Annotated in this window: 16 protein-coding genes; 12 read left to right on the plus strand and 4 right to left on the minus strand. The window is 44.1% G+C overall.

All coding sequences use genetic code 11. The features are described from left to right. Positions 1-35: 35 nt before the first annotated feature. A complete protein-coding gene (locus C6Y39_RS00250; RefSeq protein WP_105929324.1) occupies positions 36-260 on the minus strand; it encodes a hypothetical protein in 225 nt (74 codons plus the stop codon). A 212-nt stretch (positions 261-472) separates the two neighbouring features. Between C6Y39_RS00250 and C6Y39_RS00255 the strand changes: the two genes are divergently transcribed. From C6Y39_RS00255 to C6Y39_RS00310, 12 genes are all read left to right on the plus strand, one after another. Continuing rightward, complete coding sequence (locus C6Y39_RS00255; RefSeq protein ID WP_105929325.1) at positions 473-2392, plus strand: DNA repair helicase YoaA; 1920 nt, start codon at positions 473-475, stop codon at positions 2390-2392. 77 nt (positions 2393-2469) lie between these two features. Continuing rightward, positions 2470-3183 (plus strand): tRNA (adenosine(37)-N6)-threonylcarbamoyltransferase complex dimerization subunit type 1 TsaB, encoded by a 714-nt coding sequence (gene tsaB, locus C6Y39_RS00260; RefSeq protein WP_105929326.1) that lies wholly within the window; start codon positions 2470-2472, stop codon positions 3181-3183. A gap of 80 nt (positions 3184-3263) precedes the next feature. After that, positions 3264-3557, plus strand: a complete 294-nt coding sequence (locus C6Y39_RS00265; RefSeq protein ID WP_105929327.1) for a hypothetical protein — start codon at positions 3264-3266, stop codon at positions 3555-3557. A 431-nt stretch (positions 3558-3988) separates the two neighbouring features. Continuing rightward, positions 3989-4681 (plus strand): Slp family lipoprotein, encoded by a 693-nt coding sequence (locus tag C6Y39_RS00270; RefSeq protein WP_105929328.1) that lies wholly within the window; start codon positions 3989-3991, stop codon positions 4679-4681. Positions 4682-4775: 94 nt separating this feature from the next. After that, positions 4776-5615, plus strand: coding sequence for an alpha/beta fold hydrolase (locus C6Y39_RS00275; RefSeq protein ID WP_105929329.1), 840 nt, complete (start codon positions 4776-4778; stop codon positions 5613-5615). 121 nt (positions 5616-5736) lie between these two features. Continuing rightward, complete coding sequence (gene fadD / locus C6Y39_RS00280; RefSeq protein ID WP_105929330.1) at positions 5737-7389, plus strand: long-chain-fatty-acid--CoA ligase FadD; 1653 nt, start codon at positions 5737-5739, stop codon at positions 7387-7389. 62 nt (positions 7390-7451) lie between these two features. After that, positions 7452-8609 (plus strand): ribonuclease D, encoded by a 1158-nt coding sequence (gene rnd / locus C6Y39_RS00285; RefSeq protein ID WP_105929331.1) that lies wholly within the window; start codon positions 7452-7454, stop codon positions 8607-8609. A gap of 57 nt (positions 8610-8666) precedes the next feature. Then, positions 8667-8963, plus strand: coding sequence for a YcgL domain-containing protein (locus C6Y39_RS00290; RefSeq protein ID WP_105929332.1), 297 nt, complete (start codon positions 8667-8669; stop codon positions 8961-8963). 48 nt (positions 8964-9011) lie between these two features. Further along, positions 9012-10052, plus strand: coding sequence for a lytic murein transglycosylase (locus tag C6Y39_RS00295; RefSeq protein WP_105929422.1), 1041 nt, complete (start codon positions 9012-9014; stop codon positions 10050-10052). Beyond that, a complete protein-coding gene (locus C6Y39_RS00300) occupies positions 10052-10720 on the plus strand; it encodes a fumarylacetoacetate hydrolase family protein (protein ID WP_105929333.1) in 669 nt (222 codons plus the stop codon). The genes C6Y39_RS00295 and C6Y39_RS00300 overlap by 1 nt, the downstream gene beginning before the upstream one ends. Continuing rightward, positions 10717-11211: a YcgN family cysteine cluster protein gene (locus tag C6Y39_RS00305; RefSeq protein WP_105929334.1), complete on the plus strand. Its 495-nt coding sequence runs from the start codon at positions 10717-10719 to the stop codon at positions 11209-11211. The genes C6Y39_RS00300 and C6Y39_RS00305 overlap by 4 nt, the downstream gene beginning before the upstream one ends. 143 nt (positions 11212-11354) lie before the next feature. Then, positions 11355-12638, plus strand: a complete 1284-nt coding sequence (locus tag C6Y39_RS00310; RefSeq protein ID WP_105929335.1) for an alginate export family protein — start codon at positions 11355-11357, stop codon at positions 12636-12638. Positions 12639-12761: 123 nt separating this feature from the next. On the opposite strand, the gene C6Y39_RS00315 is transcribed toward C6Y39_RS00310, so the two are convergent. Genes C6Y39_RS00315 through nhaB form a run of 3 tightly spaced genes read right to left on the minus strand, consistent with a single transcriptional unit; the run spans position 12762 to position 15412 of the window. Next, positions 12762-13310, minus strand: a complete 549-nt coding sequence (locus C6Y39_RS00315; protein ID WP_105929336.1) for a GNAT family N-acetyltransferase — start codon at positions 13308-13310, stop codon at positions 12762-12764. Next, positions 13307-13834: a disulfide bond formation protein DsbB gene (gene dsbB / locus C6Y39_RS00320; protein WP_105929337.1), complete on the minus strand. Its 528-nt coding sequence runs from the start codon at positions 13832-13834 to the stop codon at positions 13307-13309. The genes C6Y39_RS00315 and dsbB overlap by 4 nt, the downstream gene beginning before the upstream one ends. Before the next feature lie 3 nt (positions 13835-13837). Continuing rightward, positions 13838-15412, minus strand: coding sequence for a sodium/proton antiporter NhaB (gene nhaB, locus C6Y39_RS00325; protein ID WP_105929338.1), 1575 nt, complete (start codon positions 15410-15412; stop codon positions 13838-13840). Positions 15413-15820 lie beyond the last annotated feature (408 nt).

A 15820-nucleotide genomic window follows, 5' to 3' on the forward strand; every position in this document is an offset into this window, starting at 1 on the left:
AGGCCACTAAAATAACAGAGTGAAGTTTGGCAAGATTAATCTAAAGACGATACTTTAGCATAGCCTTCGGCTTCTAATTCATCATTAACGCACTCTAGAACAAATTCGTCCTCTGGCTTGCCTTTTGTTCCTTCTTCTTCCGCCACTTCCTGACAGAATTGCGTCAGTTCTTCAACAAGCTCCGCAGGTGCGGTTTCTGATGCCATTGCTGTTAAAGAGAACGCCATTGCAGTTAAACCTATTAAGACTAAACCCTTCATAATTACCTCGTTAAATAGTTGTGTGTAAACACTTACGAGCTGGATATTGCGCTCACTTTTCAGGTTAAAAAAGCTAAATTTTTTGCTCCAGAAGACAAAATCTTTTCATCAAATATTCACTACCCAAATGTGCAAAGCTTTAATGGGCATTCAATAGGCTTTTTGGCATAATGCGCGGCCGAGATTAGAAAAGTAATGACAGCGCCTAAACCATGCCAACAATAAACAATGTATTTTCTTCAGATGGTCTTCTTGCTAGCACCATCAAAGGTTTTGTGCCTCGTGATGCGCAAACAGAAATGGCTAAGGCGGTTAAGCGCGCAATAGATACCACAGGCAGTTTGATTGTAGAAGCGGGTACAGGTACGGGTAAAACCTTTGCTTACCTTGCGCCTGCGTTATTAAGCGATGGAAAAGCTATTGTTTCTACCGGAACGAAAAATCTACAAGAGCAGTTATTTCACCGCGATTTACCACTCGTGAAGAAAGCCCTTGGTAGTAAGCGCAAAACAGCGCTATTGAAAGGCCGGTCAAACTACCTCTGTCTTCACCGTCTTGCTCAACACGGCGGCAATTCCACCCTAGTCGAAAAAGAGGTGTTAGGGCAGCTTTCAGAAGTTAAGCGGTGGTCTAGTACAACGAAAACGGGTGACATGGGCGAGCTGAAGACGCTTCCAGAAGATGCGCGCGTGTTGCCGTTAGTAACCTCTACAGTAGATAATTGCTTGGGGCGCGACTGTCCAGATTATGAAGATTGCTATCTAGTTAAAGCGCGTAGAAAGGCTTTGGACGCCGATATTATCGTGGTCAATCACCACCTGTTTTTCGCCGATATGGCGCTTAAAGATACTGGGTTTGGCGAACTTATTCCTGAAGCCGATGCAATTATCTTTGATGAGGCTCATCAAATTCCCGATATTGCCAGTGATTATTTCGGCGACTCGCTTTCAACGCGACAGATTCACGACATAGCTAAAGATATAACTCTACTATTTAGAACAGTGTTGAAAGATGCGGGGCAGCTAGATAAAGCGGCCGACAAATGCAGAATGATCGCATCTGATTTGCGCCTTCTTTTTCCTGATACTGCAGAGCGAGGGAACTGGGCGGAGGCGTTAGATCGTGACGACGTTCGCATGCAGGTGGGTAAGCTTGCCGAAGCTCTCGGCGTGTTGCACGAGGTGTGTAAACTGCATATTGGTCGGGACAAAGACTTAGATAATATGTATGAGCGTGTGGTGGCGGCAAGAGAGCAACTTGATGCACTCAGCGACAATAAGCAGGAAAACGTGAGTTTGTGGTATGAAACAACCCAACGCCATTTGATTATGCATCTGACTCCGTTATCTATTGCTGCGAAATTCAGGCGATTCGTGTCTTCTCCGCCTCGCGGATGGATTTTTACTTCAGCGACGTTAATGGTTAATGGCGGTTTCGAACATTTTCAGCGACGAATGGGTTTGGAAGATGCGGAAACACTAGGCTTAGATAGCCCATTTAATTATCCTGAACAGGCTATGCTGTGCGTGCCACGCTATTTGCCAGAGCCTAATAGCTATGCAATGCGTGAAACCTTACTGGAAACGGCGAAGCGTTTAATCAAAGCAAGCCGAGGGCGTTGCTTTTTATTATTCACTAGTCACGCCATGCTAAGAGAAATAGCCCAAAAGCTAGAAGATGAGATAGACAATCCACTACTCGTGCAAGGGACAACAACGAAACAGGCATTGCTCGATGCGTATTTAGCCGATGAAAAAGCGGTGCTTATGGGGACGGGAGCATTTTGGGAAGGCGTCGATGTGAGAGGAAACGACCTTGTCTGCGTTATGATTGATAAGCTGCCTTTCGCTTCGCCCGATGATCCGCTACTGCAGGCACGTATGGAAGATGTGAAAAAACGTGGGGCTAACCCTTTTGGTGTAATTCAGATCCCACAGGCTGTAATTACCCTTAAGCAAGGTGCAGGACGATTAATTCGAGACCCTACAGATAAAGGCGTATTGGTTATTTGTGATAATCGCTTAGTCACGAAACCTTACGCTAAAACCTTTGTCGGAAGCTTGCCAGATATGAAGCGAACGAGAAGCTTAGATGAAGTAGAAAAATTTTTAGCCGGCATTGATGAAGCCTAAGTTAAAGCCCTAAATATCGGCTTCTTGGAAATTATAAGCAGAGGTCGATTTTAGGTTATACAACACAAGAGACATACATGAATATTTTAGCGATAGATACGGCAACCGAAGCATGTTCGGTAGCATTACAGCACAACGGAACACGTATTACCCGTTTTGAAATATGCCCACAGCAGCACAGTCAGCGTTTGCTTCCCATGGTTGACGAGGTATTAAAAGAAGCGAATATCACGTTAAATGACCTAGACTTACTCGCGTTCGGTCGGGGCCCTGGCAGTTTTACCGGGGTTCGTATAGCTACTGGCATGATACAAGGTTTAGCGCTTGGTACGGGGCTGAAGGTTGCCGGAATAAGCACACTTGAAGCTATGGCGGTCGAGACTGCAGCCAAAATCAACGATGAAAGCGCACTTATTGCAGTAGCTTCGGATGCCCGCATGGATGAAGTTTACTTTGCCGTGTATTCTCAAACTCCTGATAGCGTCAATCGAATCATCGATGAGCAGGTTTGTCCGCCCGAAATGGCGTTGGAACAGCTTGATTCAATGGACCAGAAAGTGAGCAAAAAAATTGTTACCGCAGGCACCGGTTGGACTGCATATGAAAAGCTCAGCGAGTGGCGCGCAAATACATATGGTGAAAGCCATGAAGACGTTTCCCTACCAAACGCAGAATATATGCTTAGCTTGGCATCAAAAGCGCAAGAGACTGGTAACGTGTTTGATGCAGTTAATGTAGAACCTGTTTATCTTCGAGACAAAGTTACGTGGAAAAAACTGCCGGGAAGATAATCCATTTAAAAGTGGTTTGTAGCGTTTATGTGCTGCAAACCTACTATAATTTGGTACAAATTTTGCCTTAAAAACTTTGTATGATTATTAACAATAATTTTGCTTTACCGTCTTCAGAGCCTTCGCAGGGGCGGGTAGCTAAAATCAACAAAGACCCTGAGCAGCAAAGCAAAGGGCAAAGTGAATCGTCTGCCAGGGCGATCGTTGTTGCGCCTGATAAACAAGGCACAGATAACGCAAAAGCATATCAGCAATTTATTCGCGAAGACGGCAATAATTATTCTCAAAACGCTATCGCCTCTTACACCAGTTTCGAAAAACAAGCGCAGCGAGAGTCAATTCAAGCAATGTTTGGCGTTGATATTTACGCCTGAAAAACGCAGATTTTTTAATTGCCTTGTAATGAACCTCACGGGCTTTTGTTGATGTATTCGCTTTACCTCCACTTTTTTCCATGTAGTAGCGCACTGTAGTTAATCAAAACACTTACGCAAAGCTTACATTTTTGTTTAATTGTCTATGCGGACTGGTATTAACTGAACGAATGAATGGAAGGCAACTCTAAGATCTAGTTAATCTTGTATTAGCATAATTGTAATTGAACGGCAGTGGTTGTCGCTTCGTATTAATGCTAATGTTTAGATTGATAGCGTGTGCTTTTTCTTTTCAAGTTAAAGAGATACGAAAAACAACTTGTAGACCTGCTAAAGAAAATACATCGCTTTTTATCGTGAAATTCAGGGTTTGCTTTGATTAAGTGCATTATTAACACGGCACTTTTTCCGGGGTTCAAAGGAGCGCTTTAATGTCTCGTTATTTAGTTTTACTCACAGTCTTCTTGTTTACCGGCTGTTCCATCGTACCTGATAGCATTGAGGTGCCAGAAGGCACACAACTGATCAGCTACTCAAAGGCGGTAACTTCAGGTGCCAATGCGCAAGGTCAGAAAGCGCGTTGGGGTGGTTTAATTGTCGGGGTAGAAAATAAACCTGACAAAACTTTTATTGAGCTTGCTCATTTTCCGTTAAACCATTACGGCAAGCCCGGCACGAGTGGGGAAACCTCGGGGCGCTTTAAAGTTCAGATTGACGGATTTGTCGACCCCATTGTATTTGAAGAAGGTCGTTCGGCAACCTTTCTAGGTACTATTACCGCTCCTACGATGGGTATGGTGGGTGAGCAACCCTATATTTATCCCACAATTATCGCCGATGATTACCACATGTGGCGCGACCGTGATGTTTATCACATGGATACTTTCGGATTTAATAGTTTTACAGGTTGGTATTCCCCATTTTGGGGCGGGGTAGGGCCATTTTATCACCCGTTTGGATGGCGCAATATGGGGTGGGGGCATCCCGGATTTAGCCACACACGTATCATTCGGTATAGCAATGCGCCGAGCCGCTCTGCTTTGCCTAATACAAAAAAGGTGAGTGCTAAGTCCCAAAGCAGGGGAACACGTTCGAACAATCAGACGAATCAGCAGCAAAAGTAGTACATGTAACAAAGGCGGCATAATATTGCCGCTTTTTTTTATTTTTTCTGGCTAACATGGATTTGGGCGGCAATTGTCTGCCGGGAAGGGCACTATGATTGAAACAGAATTTAATATTGGAAACCTCACTTTAGCGGCATTGGACAATCAAGGGGGCGGTAACGTCGTCATCGGATTGCACGGTTTTTTGGACAACGCAGAAAGTTTAAGGTTATTGGCACCTTATCTTCAAACTCACCGTTTCGTCGCGATTGACCTTGCTGGTCATGGTCGCTCGGGTCATCGAGCGGCAGGTACCCACTATAACCAAGCTGACTATCTTCAGGATTTGTATGCATTAATAGAAACCCAAGGATGGGAAGACGTGATTTTGCTAGGTCACTCTTTGGGGGGGATTTTGGCAAGTATGTTTGCTGCGTTGTTTCCTGAGAAAGTATCAGCGGTGATAAGTATTGATGCCTGCGGCCCCCTTACTGAATCTGAAGACACGACACCGTCACAAATGCGTGAAGCTATTATTAGTCGCCACGCCAAGTCGCGCAATAAACTTCGTTTAGTCGATTTAGAGGACGCAGTAAAAGCAAGATGCAAGATATCGGATATACCCGAAGAACACGCGCGCTCAATTTTATCCAGAAACTTAACGCAGGATGCAGGCGGGCACTGTTTTTGGTCCAGCGATCCTAAACTTCGAACCAAATCTACTCTTAGGCTTACAGAAAAACAGGCAGAATCGGTGATGCGTGCTATTGTATGCCCTGTACTTTTCATCGGTGCGTCTTATAGTTTTAAGAAACTAGAGAGTGTGTTTTCGAAAAGAAAAGACTGGCTTTTAAATGCACAGTTCGAACAATTTGTAGGCGGCCACCATATTCACATGGAAAATACTGACGATATAGGGGTACTAATACGTCAATTTGTTGAGCAATTGTAAATTGTACCGTTTATTTTTTTTTACACTTCCTATACTATTCGCAAGTTATCAGACCAGTTACGTGAACGTGGCTCCCCATGCGTTCATCAAATAGTATAAGAATAAAGTAGAGGAGGTTTTGGTGGAAAAAACCTGGCTTAAGCATTACGACCCTCGCGTTTCCGCAGAAATTGATGCCGATCGCTATGCATCTGTAGTAGACATTTTCGAGCAGTCAGTAAAAAAGTTTAAAAATAAAGAAGCCTTCATTAACATGGGGCATTCAATTACGTTTGAAGAGTTAGATACCTTGTCTGCTCAATTTGCCGCTTATTTGCAGGCAAGCGGATTGAAGCGTGGTGACGCAGTGGCAATCATGATGCCAAACCTTCTTCAATATCCTATCGCCATGTTCGGTATTTTGCGCGCGGGTATGGTCGTGGTTAACGTTAACCCTCTTTACACCGCTCGTGAATTGAAGCATCAGCTTAATGATGCCAATGCTAAAGCCATCGTAATCGTGGAGAACTTCGCGTGTACCCTTGAAGAGGTTATTGCAGAGACTAATCTTCAAGAAGTTTTCCTAACTGCCTTGGGTGATATGCTGCCCGCACCAAAGCGTTGGATAGTCAACGCAGTAGTCAAATACGTTAAGAAAATGGTGCCCTCGTTCAATCTTCCTGAAACTACGTCTTTTATGTCAGCGGTTAAAAAGGGCCAGTCTCTCGAATATAAGCGTCCTGAAATTGATAGTGGCGATTTAGCGTTTCTCCAGTATACCGGTGGAACTACAGGGGTATCTAAAGGAGCAATGCTCACACACCGTAACATGGTGGCTAACCTTGAGCAGGTCTCAGGTATTCTAGAGACGGTGATTGAAGAAGGTGAAGATTTCGTAGTAACAGCACTTCCGCTTTACCATATCTTTGCGCTATTGGCGAACTGCCTTATGTTCGTTAAGTATGGTTGCCGCAACTTACTTATTACTAATCCTCGGGACATGCCTGCTTTCGTCAACGAATTAAGCAAGTACCCCTTCACTATCTTACCTGGCGTAAACACGCTCTTTAACGGCCTGCTAAATACCCCAGGGTTCGACGAATTAGACTTTAGCAAGTTCAAGTTTGGTCTAGGTGGCGGTATGGCTGTTCAGCGTCCTGTTGCTGAAAAGTGGGAAAAAGTAACTGGCACGGTACTACTGGAAGGTTACGGCCTTACAGAATGTTCACCTGTAGTTGCAGTAAACCCACCGCAAATTGAAGCTTATAAAGGCGCCATCGGTATGCCTGTTCCATCCACAGACATTAAACTACTTGATGATGACGGTAATCCCGTTGAAAAGGGAGAGCCGGGTGAATTGTGGGTGAAAGGTCCTCAGGTCATGAAAGGGTATTTGAACCGCCCAGAAGCAACAGACGACATTCTTAAAGATGGATGGCTTGCAACAGGTGATATTGCAACGGTAGATGATGAAGGTTACTTCTATATTGTTGACCGTAAAAAGGATATGATCCTGGTATCAGGCTTTAACGTGTTTCCTAACGAAATCGAAGAAGTTGCCGCAATGCATGAAAATATTGTTGAAGCGGCAGCGGTGGGGGTTCCCCATGAAGTCAGTGGCGAAGTTGTTAAACTGTTTGTAGTTAAGAACAACGATGCTTTGACTGAAAAAGACGTTATCGCGCACTGTCGTAACCACTTAACAGGTTATAAGGTGCCTAAGCAAGTTGTTTTTAAAGACGACTTACCAAAAACCAATGTGGGTAAAATTCTGCGTCGGGAGCTTCGAGACTAATTCGAATGAAATAGTTTTGTGAAAGCCGGCGTTAGCCGGCTTTTTTATTACTGTGCAAAAATATGCAATATCAATTAATTACGACATTTGAACAATTAGACAAGGTGTGTACTGCTGCGCAACGTCAAGAAGCTGTAGCCTTAGATACCGAATTTGTAAGAACAAGAACGCTTACGCCACATTTAGGCTTAATCCAGCTGTATGACGGGCACCAGCTTGTGCTTATCGATCCGCTCGCTATTGACAACATGCAGCCGTTTATCGCGCTCATGGAAAATACAGAAGTGGTAAAGGTGCTTCACTCATGTTCAGAAGACATGGAAGCTTTTCTTACCGCTTTTGGTACTGTCCCTACGCCCGTATTTGATACACAGTTGGCGGGAAGTATGCTGGATATGGGACCGTCATTAGGCTATGCGAAGTTAGTGGAACTGCTTTGCGATATTAGCTTAGACAAGGGAGAGTCACGCACTGACTGGCTAGCCAGACCCCTTCGAGAGGCTCAGCTAAGCTATGCTGCTAATGATGTTCTTTATCTTCTGCCGTGCTATCAACAGCTAGCCAGCAAAGTACAGGCAGCAGGTAAAGTGCACTGGATTTATCAAGAGATAGATCTGTTGATTGAGAAAAAGCGCGCACAAATGCCAGAAGACTTTGCCTATTTGAGTATTAAAAATAACTGGCGTTTGAACAGCGAACAGCTCACTGTGCTTCAAGCTTTAGCTGCATGGCGATTAAATACGGCGAGAAAGAAAGACTTGGCGCTCAATTTTGTTTTTAAGGAAGGACACTTATTCGAGGCAGCGCAGCGTCTAATAGACAACAAATCTGCATTGTCACGGATTAATGGCGTTAATCATCAGTCGGTGAGGCGCTACGGTGACATCATTATTATATTGATTGAAGAGGCCAGGGCGAAGTATGCGCAAACGCCCGAAAAGCTAAGACTTCCCATTGTATTGCGACTTATTGATGTTGCGAAATATAAAAAGACGCTCGCAGAGTTAAAAGAGGTTAGTGAGCAAATTGCCAAAGATAACGGGGTTAATGCTGACGTAATAGCGTCTAAAAAACAGTTGAATCAACTGCTTAAATGGTACTGGTTTTCGGTTGACGAAACACGGGTTCAGGGGTTGAAGCCTGATGTTCTTTCCACGTGGCGAGAACCCTTGTTTCGCCCCCACGTAACACGCCTTCTAGGCGATGCGCCGTCGCAGTAGTGCCAATTCATAAGACTGGTAAACGCAATTAGCCCAACATGAAGAGAAAACAACCTTATGTTATGTGCAGTTTATAAAACGCGAAAAAAAGAAGGTATGTATTTGTACGTGCCCAAGAAAGACAATTTTGAAGATGTGCCTGAACCGTTGATGCAGATGTTCGGTCGTCCAGAGCTTGTGACTATTCTCGCATTAGATAAACACGAGCGCCTCGGTATGGTCGACAAACAGAAATTAATTGATGAGCTTAGCGATAAAGGGTTCTACCTTCAGGTGCCGCCTAAAGAAGAAAACCTCCTTGAGACACATCGAGAGTCTCTCGGTCTTTCAAAAACACCGGATAAAAAGTTTTAAATTACCATGTTATTCAATGCAGTAAATTTTTCGCTGGGCAAACTAGCGATGGGAAACATCCGCGAGGCCCTCACAACGTCATTTAAAAAGCGCAACCTTCCAGTGCTTTTATCTGTTTTCGTACTTGCGTTGACATGTTTACTTCACAACATCGCACAAGCGGCCGCAAGCGATGCGCTAACCAAAGAGGGTTTTGCTACCTATGTTGCTTCCTTAAAAACAGAGGCGGTGAATAAGGGGATGGACCTTGATAAGCTGGAGGAAGCGTTCGCCACCATCACGTTTAGACCCACCGTTGTAAAGTCTGACAAAAACCAGCCTGAGAAAAAGATAACCCTTGATGATTATTTAGCTACGCGGGTGCCAGATTGGAAAGTTAAGCAAGCGGTGGCAAAGTACGATGAACATAGCACGTTGCTCGAGAAAATAGCCAAAGAATACGGCGTCCAAGCTAGATTCATCGTTGCCCTGTGGGGAAATGAGTCAAATTTTGGGAAAATTCAGGGCAATTACAGCGTGCTTTCTGCGTTGGCTTCGTTAGCGTACGAAGGACGACGAGAAAAACTATTCAAAGACAACTTTTTTGCTGCACTGCAAATTTTAAATGAAGGACATACCAGCGTAGATGCCCTTCAAGGTTCGTGGGCGGGTGCAATGGGACAGACGCAGTTTATGCCTATCTCTTTCTTAAATTACGCTGTGGATTATGACGGCGACGGCAAGAAAGATATCTGGGGCACGGAGGCTGACGTTTTTGCCTCTATCGCAAACTATCTATCCTCTGAAGGATGGAATAGCAAGGGCACATGGGGAAGGCAAGTTAAGCTCTCCGGTGCTGTGCCATTTTCGGGGCTAGCCAAAGCTAACATGAAGCCGTTGTCATTCTGGAAACAAAATGGAGTAACGCGTTTTGATGGGAGTGCCCTTCCCAATGTCGATATTAATGCGTCGCTTATTATGCCCGATGGTGAAGATGGGCGTATTTATCTGGTTTACGACAATTTTCACACGCTAATGAAGTGGAACCGCTCGTCATACTTTGGCATTTCGGTAGGCTATCTTTCAGAACGAATAAAGCGAGGATACTAATGCCTTATCATCACGTTGATATGGAAGGTAACGAGATTTTGTTACCGGTAAATAAAGTAATTTGCGTTGGACGCAATTACCTTGATCATATTCAAGAAATGAATTCTACAGTGTCTAAGACACCTTTACTTTTTATGAAACCCAAAGCCGCAATGTGTTGCATGCACGATAAAGTTGCTGTGCCTACCGACAACGGTGAGTGTCATAATGAACTTGAAGTTTCGGTACTGCTCAAGTCATCATTGAAAAACGCCAACGAAGATGAAGTAAAGGCTGCAATTTGGGGCGTCGGTTTAGGGTTAGATCTTACGCTTCGTGATGTCCAAGCCGCGTTGAAAAAGCAAGGTCAACCTTGGGAAAGATCTAAATCATTCGATAACAGCGCACCGCTTTCAGGCTTTGTACCATTAAATGACGTTGAGAATCTTGATGAACTGCGATTTCGTTTAATGATTAACGATGAGATTCGACAAGATGGTCATACAGCATTAATGCTTCACAAAATTGTTCCTCTTATTGCCCACATGTCCTCAGTGTTTACGTTAGATAGTGGGGATGTAATTTTAACCGGAACGCCAAAGGGGGTCGGCAAGCTAACGCCCTCTGATACCGTTGTCGCAACGCTAGAAGGTCATCTAACCGTGCACACAGAGGTAGTCGCAGAATGACAGTCGCATTTTGGGAAACGAAGTCTTTAGAGGAAATGTCTCAAAAAGAATGGGAATCGCTATGTGATGGTTGTGGCAAGTGTTGCCTACAGAAGTTTATCGATGATGATGCTGTTGAAGAATACGAAGTCACCGATCACATCAAAGATAATGAGAAAATACACTACACCAACATAGTGTGTTCGTATTTAAATACAAAAAAGTGTGAGTGCACGCAATACGAGAGGCGAACAGAGCTTGTACCCGATTGCGTTAAACTCACTAAAGAAAACCTTAAAGACATTTTCTTTATGCCGAACAGCTGTTCCTATCGAAGACTCTATGAGGGCAGGGGGCTACCGTCATGGCATCCATTGCTTAACAAAGGTAAGAAGCATGTGATGCACGCAAAAGGGATGTCGGTAAGAAATAAAACGGTGTTTGAAACTGACGTCGACTTGAGCAACTTCGAAGACTATATTGCTATTTGGCCTCTCGAGGACTTAGATTGAGTTCGTACCAAACAGTTTTGAAGCTCTACCGAATATATCGTCCTCGCCACAGACAATCATAGACTAAAGAGCATAAGTGTTACTTATGCGCTTAGTTTATACTTCCGCTTTATTTTTTTATCCTATTTACAAAAGGCTTAAAGATGGAGAAGTCGAGCGCTAGCGCTTCAGGATTATTAGTCGCTATGGCATGTCTAGCAATGCCCTTAAAAGCTGAAAGTCTAGATGTCAATTATAGCGGTTCAGTGAGAATGCGTTACGAAACCCTGAACAATCCTATTTTTCCCACTAATGAAGACACGCGTGAAAAAACGAACGAGCGCCTCTCTACCCGCGTAAGATTAAAAGGCGAAGCCGTTTATCAAAACTGGCAGGCAGTCGCCGAGATTGAAGATTCTCGAGTGTATCTTGATGACAATGATCCTACGCTCAAGTCTGCTCAGGTGAATACCCTTGAACCTGTTCAATTTTACATTACCTACAAGGGTATCAATGAATATCTAGATAGCGTTACCGTGGGCCGCGTAACGCTCGACCACGGTAGTCGCCGTCTTATGGGGCGAACTCGTTTTAGGAATGCTACTAATAGCTTTGAAGGTGCATTAGTCGATGGGCACTGGTCGGGATGGAATGTACGTGGTTTTTACCTATTACCGGTTTCTCGATTTCCATTTGATGCACCTTCACTTGACGATAATAAGCGCGCTTTTGATAAGAGCTTTAGCAATCAAAAATTTTTCGGGATTTACGCTGAATCACAAGATGATGCCTGGAAAATACATAGTTACTGGTTAAAAGAATCAGACTCGGAAGCGCTTGCAACGAAAAATCGCGACCTTTTCACGCTGTCAGTGGATTATTCGAAAACTTTTTTCGAGGACTGGAAATACAATATCGAAGCGATAGGTCAAACAGGTCAGGCTAGACAGTCTGCATCGGCCTCTGATCTAGACGATAAAGACGTCACTGCATGGATGGTGCACAGTCATATTGGCAAACAGATAAGTGCAAGCACGTTTTTAAGAGCCGAGATCGATGCAGCAAGTGGCGACAATAATGCTGACGATGCAACCATACGCGGGTTCGACTCGCTTTACGGTCTTAGACGATTTGATTTCGGCCCTACTGACGTTTATCAAGCGTTCCCGCGCAGCAATATTTTGGCGCCTGGGCTGAGAGGAGTGACGAAACTAAGCGGTGCACACACCATTATGGTTGGCTACAAGGGACTTTGGCTTCATAAGGTATCTGAAGGAGAAGATGACTTCTTGGGTCATCAGGTTGAGTTTCGTTGGCGTTATCAAGTACATAAACCGCTACGTGTTGAAGTAGGGGGCGCATATCTTGCGAAAGGCAGCGCGTTAGAAGCTGGCGCTTACCCCGATGACTCTATGTATGCTTACACTGGGCTTATGTATTCGTTTTAATTACTCATCCAGAGCAGAGCAAGGATTTACTCTCTTATCTTGAGCGGTATCTCTTTAGCACCCCATGGGTCTTAAGGGATTTGAGTTGAGAGTAGTGAGTAATAGCTTACGATAGAAGGCAAATCATGAAGTAAGCGCGTAAAGTAGTGCATCTCTTCCGAATACACGTTTGCGGCATAATCCTTCTTTAATGCCGCCGATACGCTCAGCCACACGAATGCTTGCCTTGTTGTTTGGCTCTACAAAGCATTCTAAACGATGTAAATTCATCTGCGAAAAAGCGAGCTTTTTTAACGCTTCACAGATTGCAGTTGCTAACCCTTTACCGCAAGCGTCAGGTCTTAACCAGTACCCAAGGTTTGCCGTAAGGTGAGTGTGGTGGATATGGTTGATTATCCCCATTCCTAAGCATTTATCCTCGTGAATAAGCAAATAGGTAAGTCCATAACCAGCTTCCCGAGCACTCTCCATATTAGTAATACACTGTTTAGCAAGTGCAGGGGTGACAGGGCATACCGCAGAACCAAACCACGGCTTTACATGATGAATGGATTGCTGGCCAGCCTCACAAAGCGCATGGCAATGTTTTTCTGCTATGCGCTGAATTGAGACTGGGCCTTGCTCTGTGTGAATAGAAGGCAGGCGAGAAGGTAGAATGGATAAGTCGATCAAAAGGGTTTTTTATCCAACAACCGACATGCGAAAACGAGTGCGAATACAACAAAATAGGCAGCAAAAATGATTTGCATCCATTCAGCCATACCCATCGACAAAAACTGCCATGAGTCTTCTAAGCAATCCCCCTCTGCTGCAAATACTGCTGGTAGCCACTCATGCAACTGCAGCCAAGACGGAAAGTTAGGTACTATTTCACAGCTAGCAAAAAAAGGATTAGCCGCGTTAAGAATGCCCACGTGTTCTTTGGCAATCAAGAAGCCCCACCCAGCGGACACTGCCCAACCGGCAAAGCCTAACATGCGTGTGAAGCCGTTGTTTTTTATAAGAACGATTAACGCAGAAAGCACTATGCCATACATTGCCGTTCGCTGGTAAATACACATAATGCAGGGCTTTAAGCCCATACCATACTGGAAATACAAGGCTGCAACTTCGAGAGCTAATGATGTAGCGAAAAGCACAAGCCACGATGACTTGTGCTCTGCCCACTGGCTTATGCCGTGAATCATACTACGCATAAATTAGTGACCTGATGCTGGCGCGCCAGCACCAGTTGCCGAGTGATGCTCAATCAGGTGCATGTCATATAAAACCTGCGTAGCGTCAGCCAATCCCAAATAGGTCGCCAACAAGCCCACCATCGTAAGTACAACAGTATAAGGCAACGCCATCATAACCATTCGCCCATATGACAAACGAAGTAGTGGAGCGATGGCTGACGTTAGCAAGAATAGAAAGGCTGCCTGACCATTCGGCGTAGCAACACTTGGTAAGTTAGTTCCCGTGTTAATTGCTACAGCTAGCATATCGTACTGATCACGTGTTATTTGACCTGCTTCAAGAGCTGCCGTTACTTCAGTTATATAAACTGAACCCACAAACACGTTATCGCTCACCATTGAAAGTACACCGTTGGCTAGATAGAACATTACCATTTGTGTCTCACCTTCGAATGATAATACCCAGTGAATAACAGGTTGGAATAGGCCCTGGTCGATAATAACCGCAACCACGCCAAAGAAAACACAAAGCAGTGCAGTAAAAGGTAGTGCCTCTTCGAAGGCTTTACCTAATGCGTGTTCTTCAATAACACCGCTCATTGAAGTCGCTAAAACGATAACAGATAGTCCAATTAAGCCAACTGACGCCATATGCGTTGCAAGACCGACTATTAACCAAATACCAATAAGTGCTTGAACTACCAACTTTGCAGTTTCACGCTTACTGCGGCCTTTGTCCATGTGGTCGTTGTAGTCGACTAAGATTTGTCTTACAGCGGTGGGTAACTTCGCGCCGTAGGAAAACATGCCGGTTTTTTCTAATACAACGGTAGTTAGTAGACCAAATACAAAAACAGGCAAAGTAACGGGCGCCATTCTGATAAAGAATTCTACAAAGTCCCAGCCGGCTTTATCTGCGATGATTAAGTTTTGAGGTTCACCAACCATGGTCATAACGCCACCTAGCGCAGTGCCTACCGCAGAGTGCATCATAAGGTTTCGTAAGAATGCTCTGAAATCCTCTAGGTCATGGCTTCCTAGTTCATCATCGCTGGTGTGATCGTGTTCAGAGTGAAACTCTTTACCTGAGGCAACCTTGTGATAGATAGAGTAAAAACCTAAGCCGACACTAATGATTACCGCGACTACCGTTAATGCATCTAAGAAAGCTGACAGAAATGCAGAGGCGAAAATAAATGCTAATGAAAGAATAAGTTTGTTTTTCACTTTAATGACAAGCTTAGTGAAAAGGAACATCAAGAGATCTTTCATGAAGTAAATACCGGCCACCATAAATACAAGCAGTAGCAGTACTTCTAAATTCACTTCAATCTCATGCATCATATGCCCGGGCGAGGTCATGCCTATAAACATGGCTTCTATAAGGAGAAGGCCGCCTGGCTGCAGCGGGTAACACTTAAGTGCCATTGCCAGCGTAAAAATAAACTGAATAACGAGTGTCCAGCCAGCAATATAGGGATCCACCATAAAAATGAAGGGGTTTACAATGAGAAAGGCAATGATGGTTTTTTTATACCAGTCGGGCGCATGTCCCAGGAAGTTCTTATAGATCGCCGCGATCATTGAGGTTTGCATGAGTTCCTGTTCCTTTTACAACAAAGCACGCATTTTTGCGTATCTTTTCACTGTGTAGTTCCGGTTATTGCATACATAAACTGCTGGTGTAGCGGGATGAATTTCGCTCAACCATGGTTTTGCTGCTGTCATTATAGTCGGAAATTAAGCGTACATGATATTAACGTCTTGAGAAAGCAAATCACAGACCCCACCATGTGAAAGTTACTGAATATTTATCACATTTTTCACGATTTTTATTGTGACAGCTAAAAAAGCCTTAAATCTTGGGCAATATGTGTACAGTTGGGTGTTAGAAGATCTTTTAAATAACACTTTATTTTTAAAGACTTGTTAAAAGCTTTAGTAGACTAGGCATAATTCATTGTGATAATAAAAGGGCATCTGGTACAATCAGTTACAAAATAA

This window comes from Alteromonas gracilis, from assembly GCF_002993325.1.
Lineage (GTDB): Bacteria > Pseudomonadota > Gammaproteobacteria > Enterobacterales > Alteromonadaceae > Alteromonas > Alteromonas gracilis.

Coding starts and splice junctions, on each gene's coding strand:
- C6Y39_RS00250 (WP_105929324.1), bottom strand. CDS start 260: ATGAAGGGTTTAGTCTTAATAGGTTTAACTGCAATGGCGTTCTCTTTA.
- C6Y39_RS00255 (WP_105929325.1), top strand. CDS start 473: ATGCCAACAATAAACAATGTATTTTCTTCAGATGGTCTTCTTGCTAGC.
- tsaB (WP_105929326.1), top strand. CDS start 2,470: ATGAATATTTTAGCGATAGATACGGCAACCGAAGCATGTTCGGTAGCA.
- C6Y39_RS00265 (WP_105929327.1), top strand. CDS start 3,264: ATGATTATTAACAATAATTTTGCTTTACCGTCTTCAGAGCCTTCGCAG.
- C6Y39_RS00270 (WP_105929328.1), top strand. CDS start 3,989: ATGTCTCGTTATTTAGTTTTACTCACAGTCTTCTTGTTTACCGGCTGT.
- C6Y39_RS00275 (WP_105929329.1), top strand. CDS start 4,776: ATGATTGAAACAGAATTTAATATTGGAAACCTCACTTTAGCGGCATTG.
- rnd (WP_105929331.1), top strand. CDS start 7,452: ATGCAATATCAATTAATTACGACATTTGAACAATTAGACAAGGTGTGT.
- C6Y39_RS00290 (WP_105929332.1), top strand. CDS start 8,667: ATGTTATGTGCAGTTTATAAAACGCGAAAAAAAGAAGGTATGTATTTG.
- C6Y39_RS00295 (WP_105929422.1), top strand. CDS start 9,012: ATGGGAAACATCCGCGAGGCCCTCACAACGTCATTTAAAAAGCGCAAC.
- C6Y39_RS00300 (WP_105929333.1), top strand. CDS start 10,052: ATGCCTTATCATCACGTTGATATGGAAGGTAACGAGATTTTGTTACCG.
- C6Y39_RS00305 (WP_105929334.1), top strand. CDS start 10,717: ATGACAGTCGCATTTTGGGAAACGAAGTCTTTAGAGGAAATGTCTCAA.
- C6Y39_RS00310 (WP_105929335.1), top strand. CDS start 11,355: ATGGAGAAGTCGAGCGCTAGCGCTTCAGGATTATTAGTCGCTATGGCA.
- dsbB (WP_105929337.1), bottom strand. CDS start 13,834: ATGCGTAGTATGATTCACGGCATAAGCCAGTGGGCAGAGCACAAGTCA.
- nhaB (WP_105929338.1), bottom strand. CDS start 15,412: ATGCAAACCTCAATGATCGCGGCGATCTATAAGAACTTCCTGGGACAT.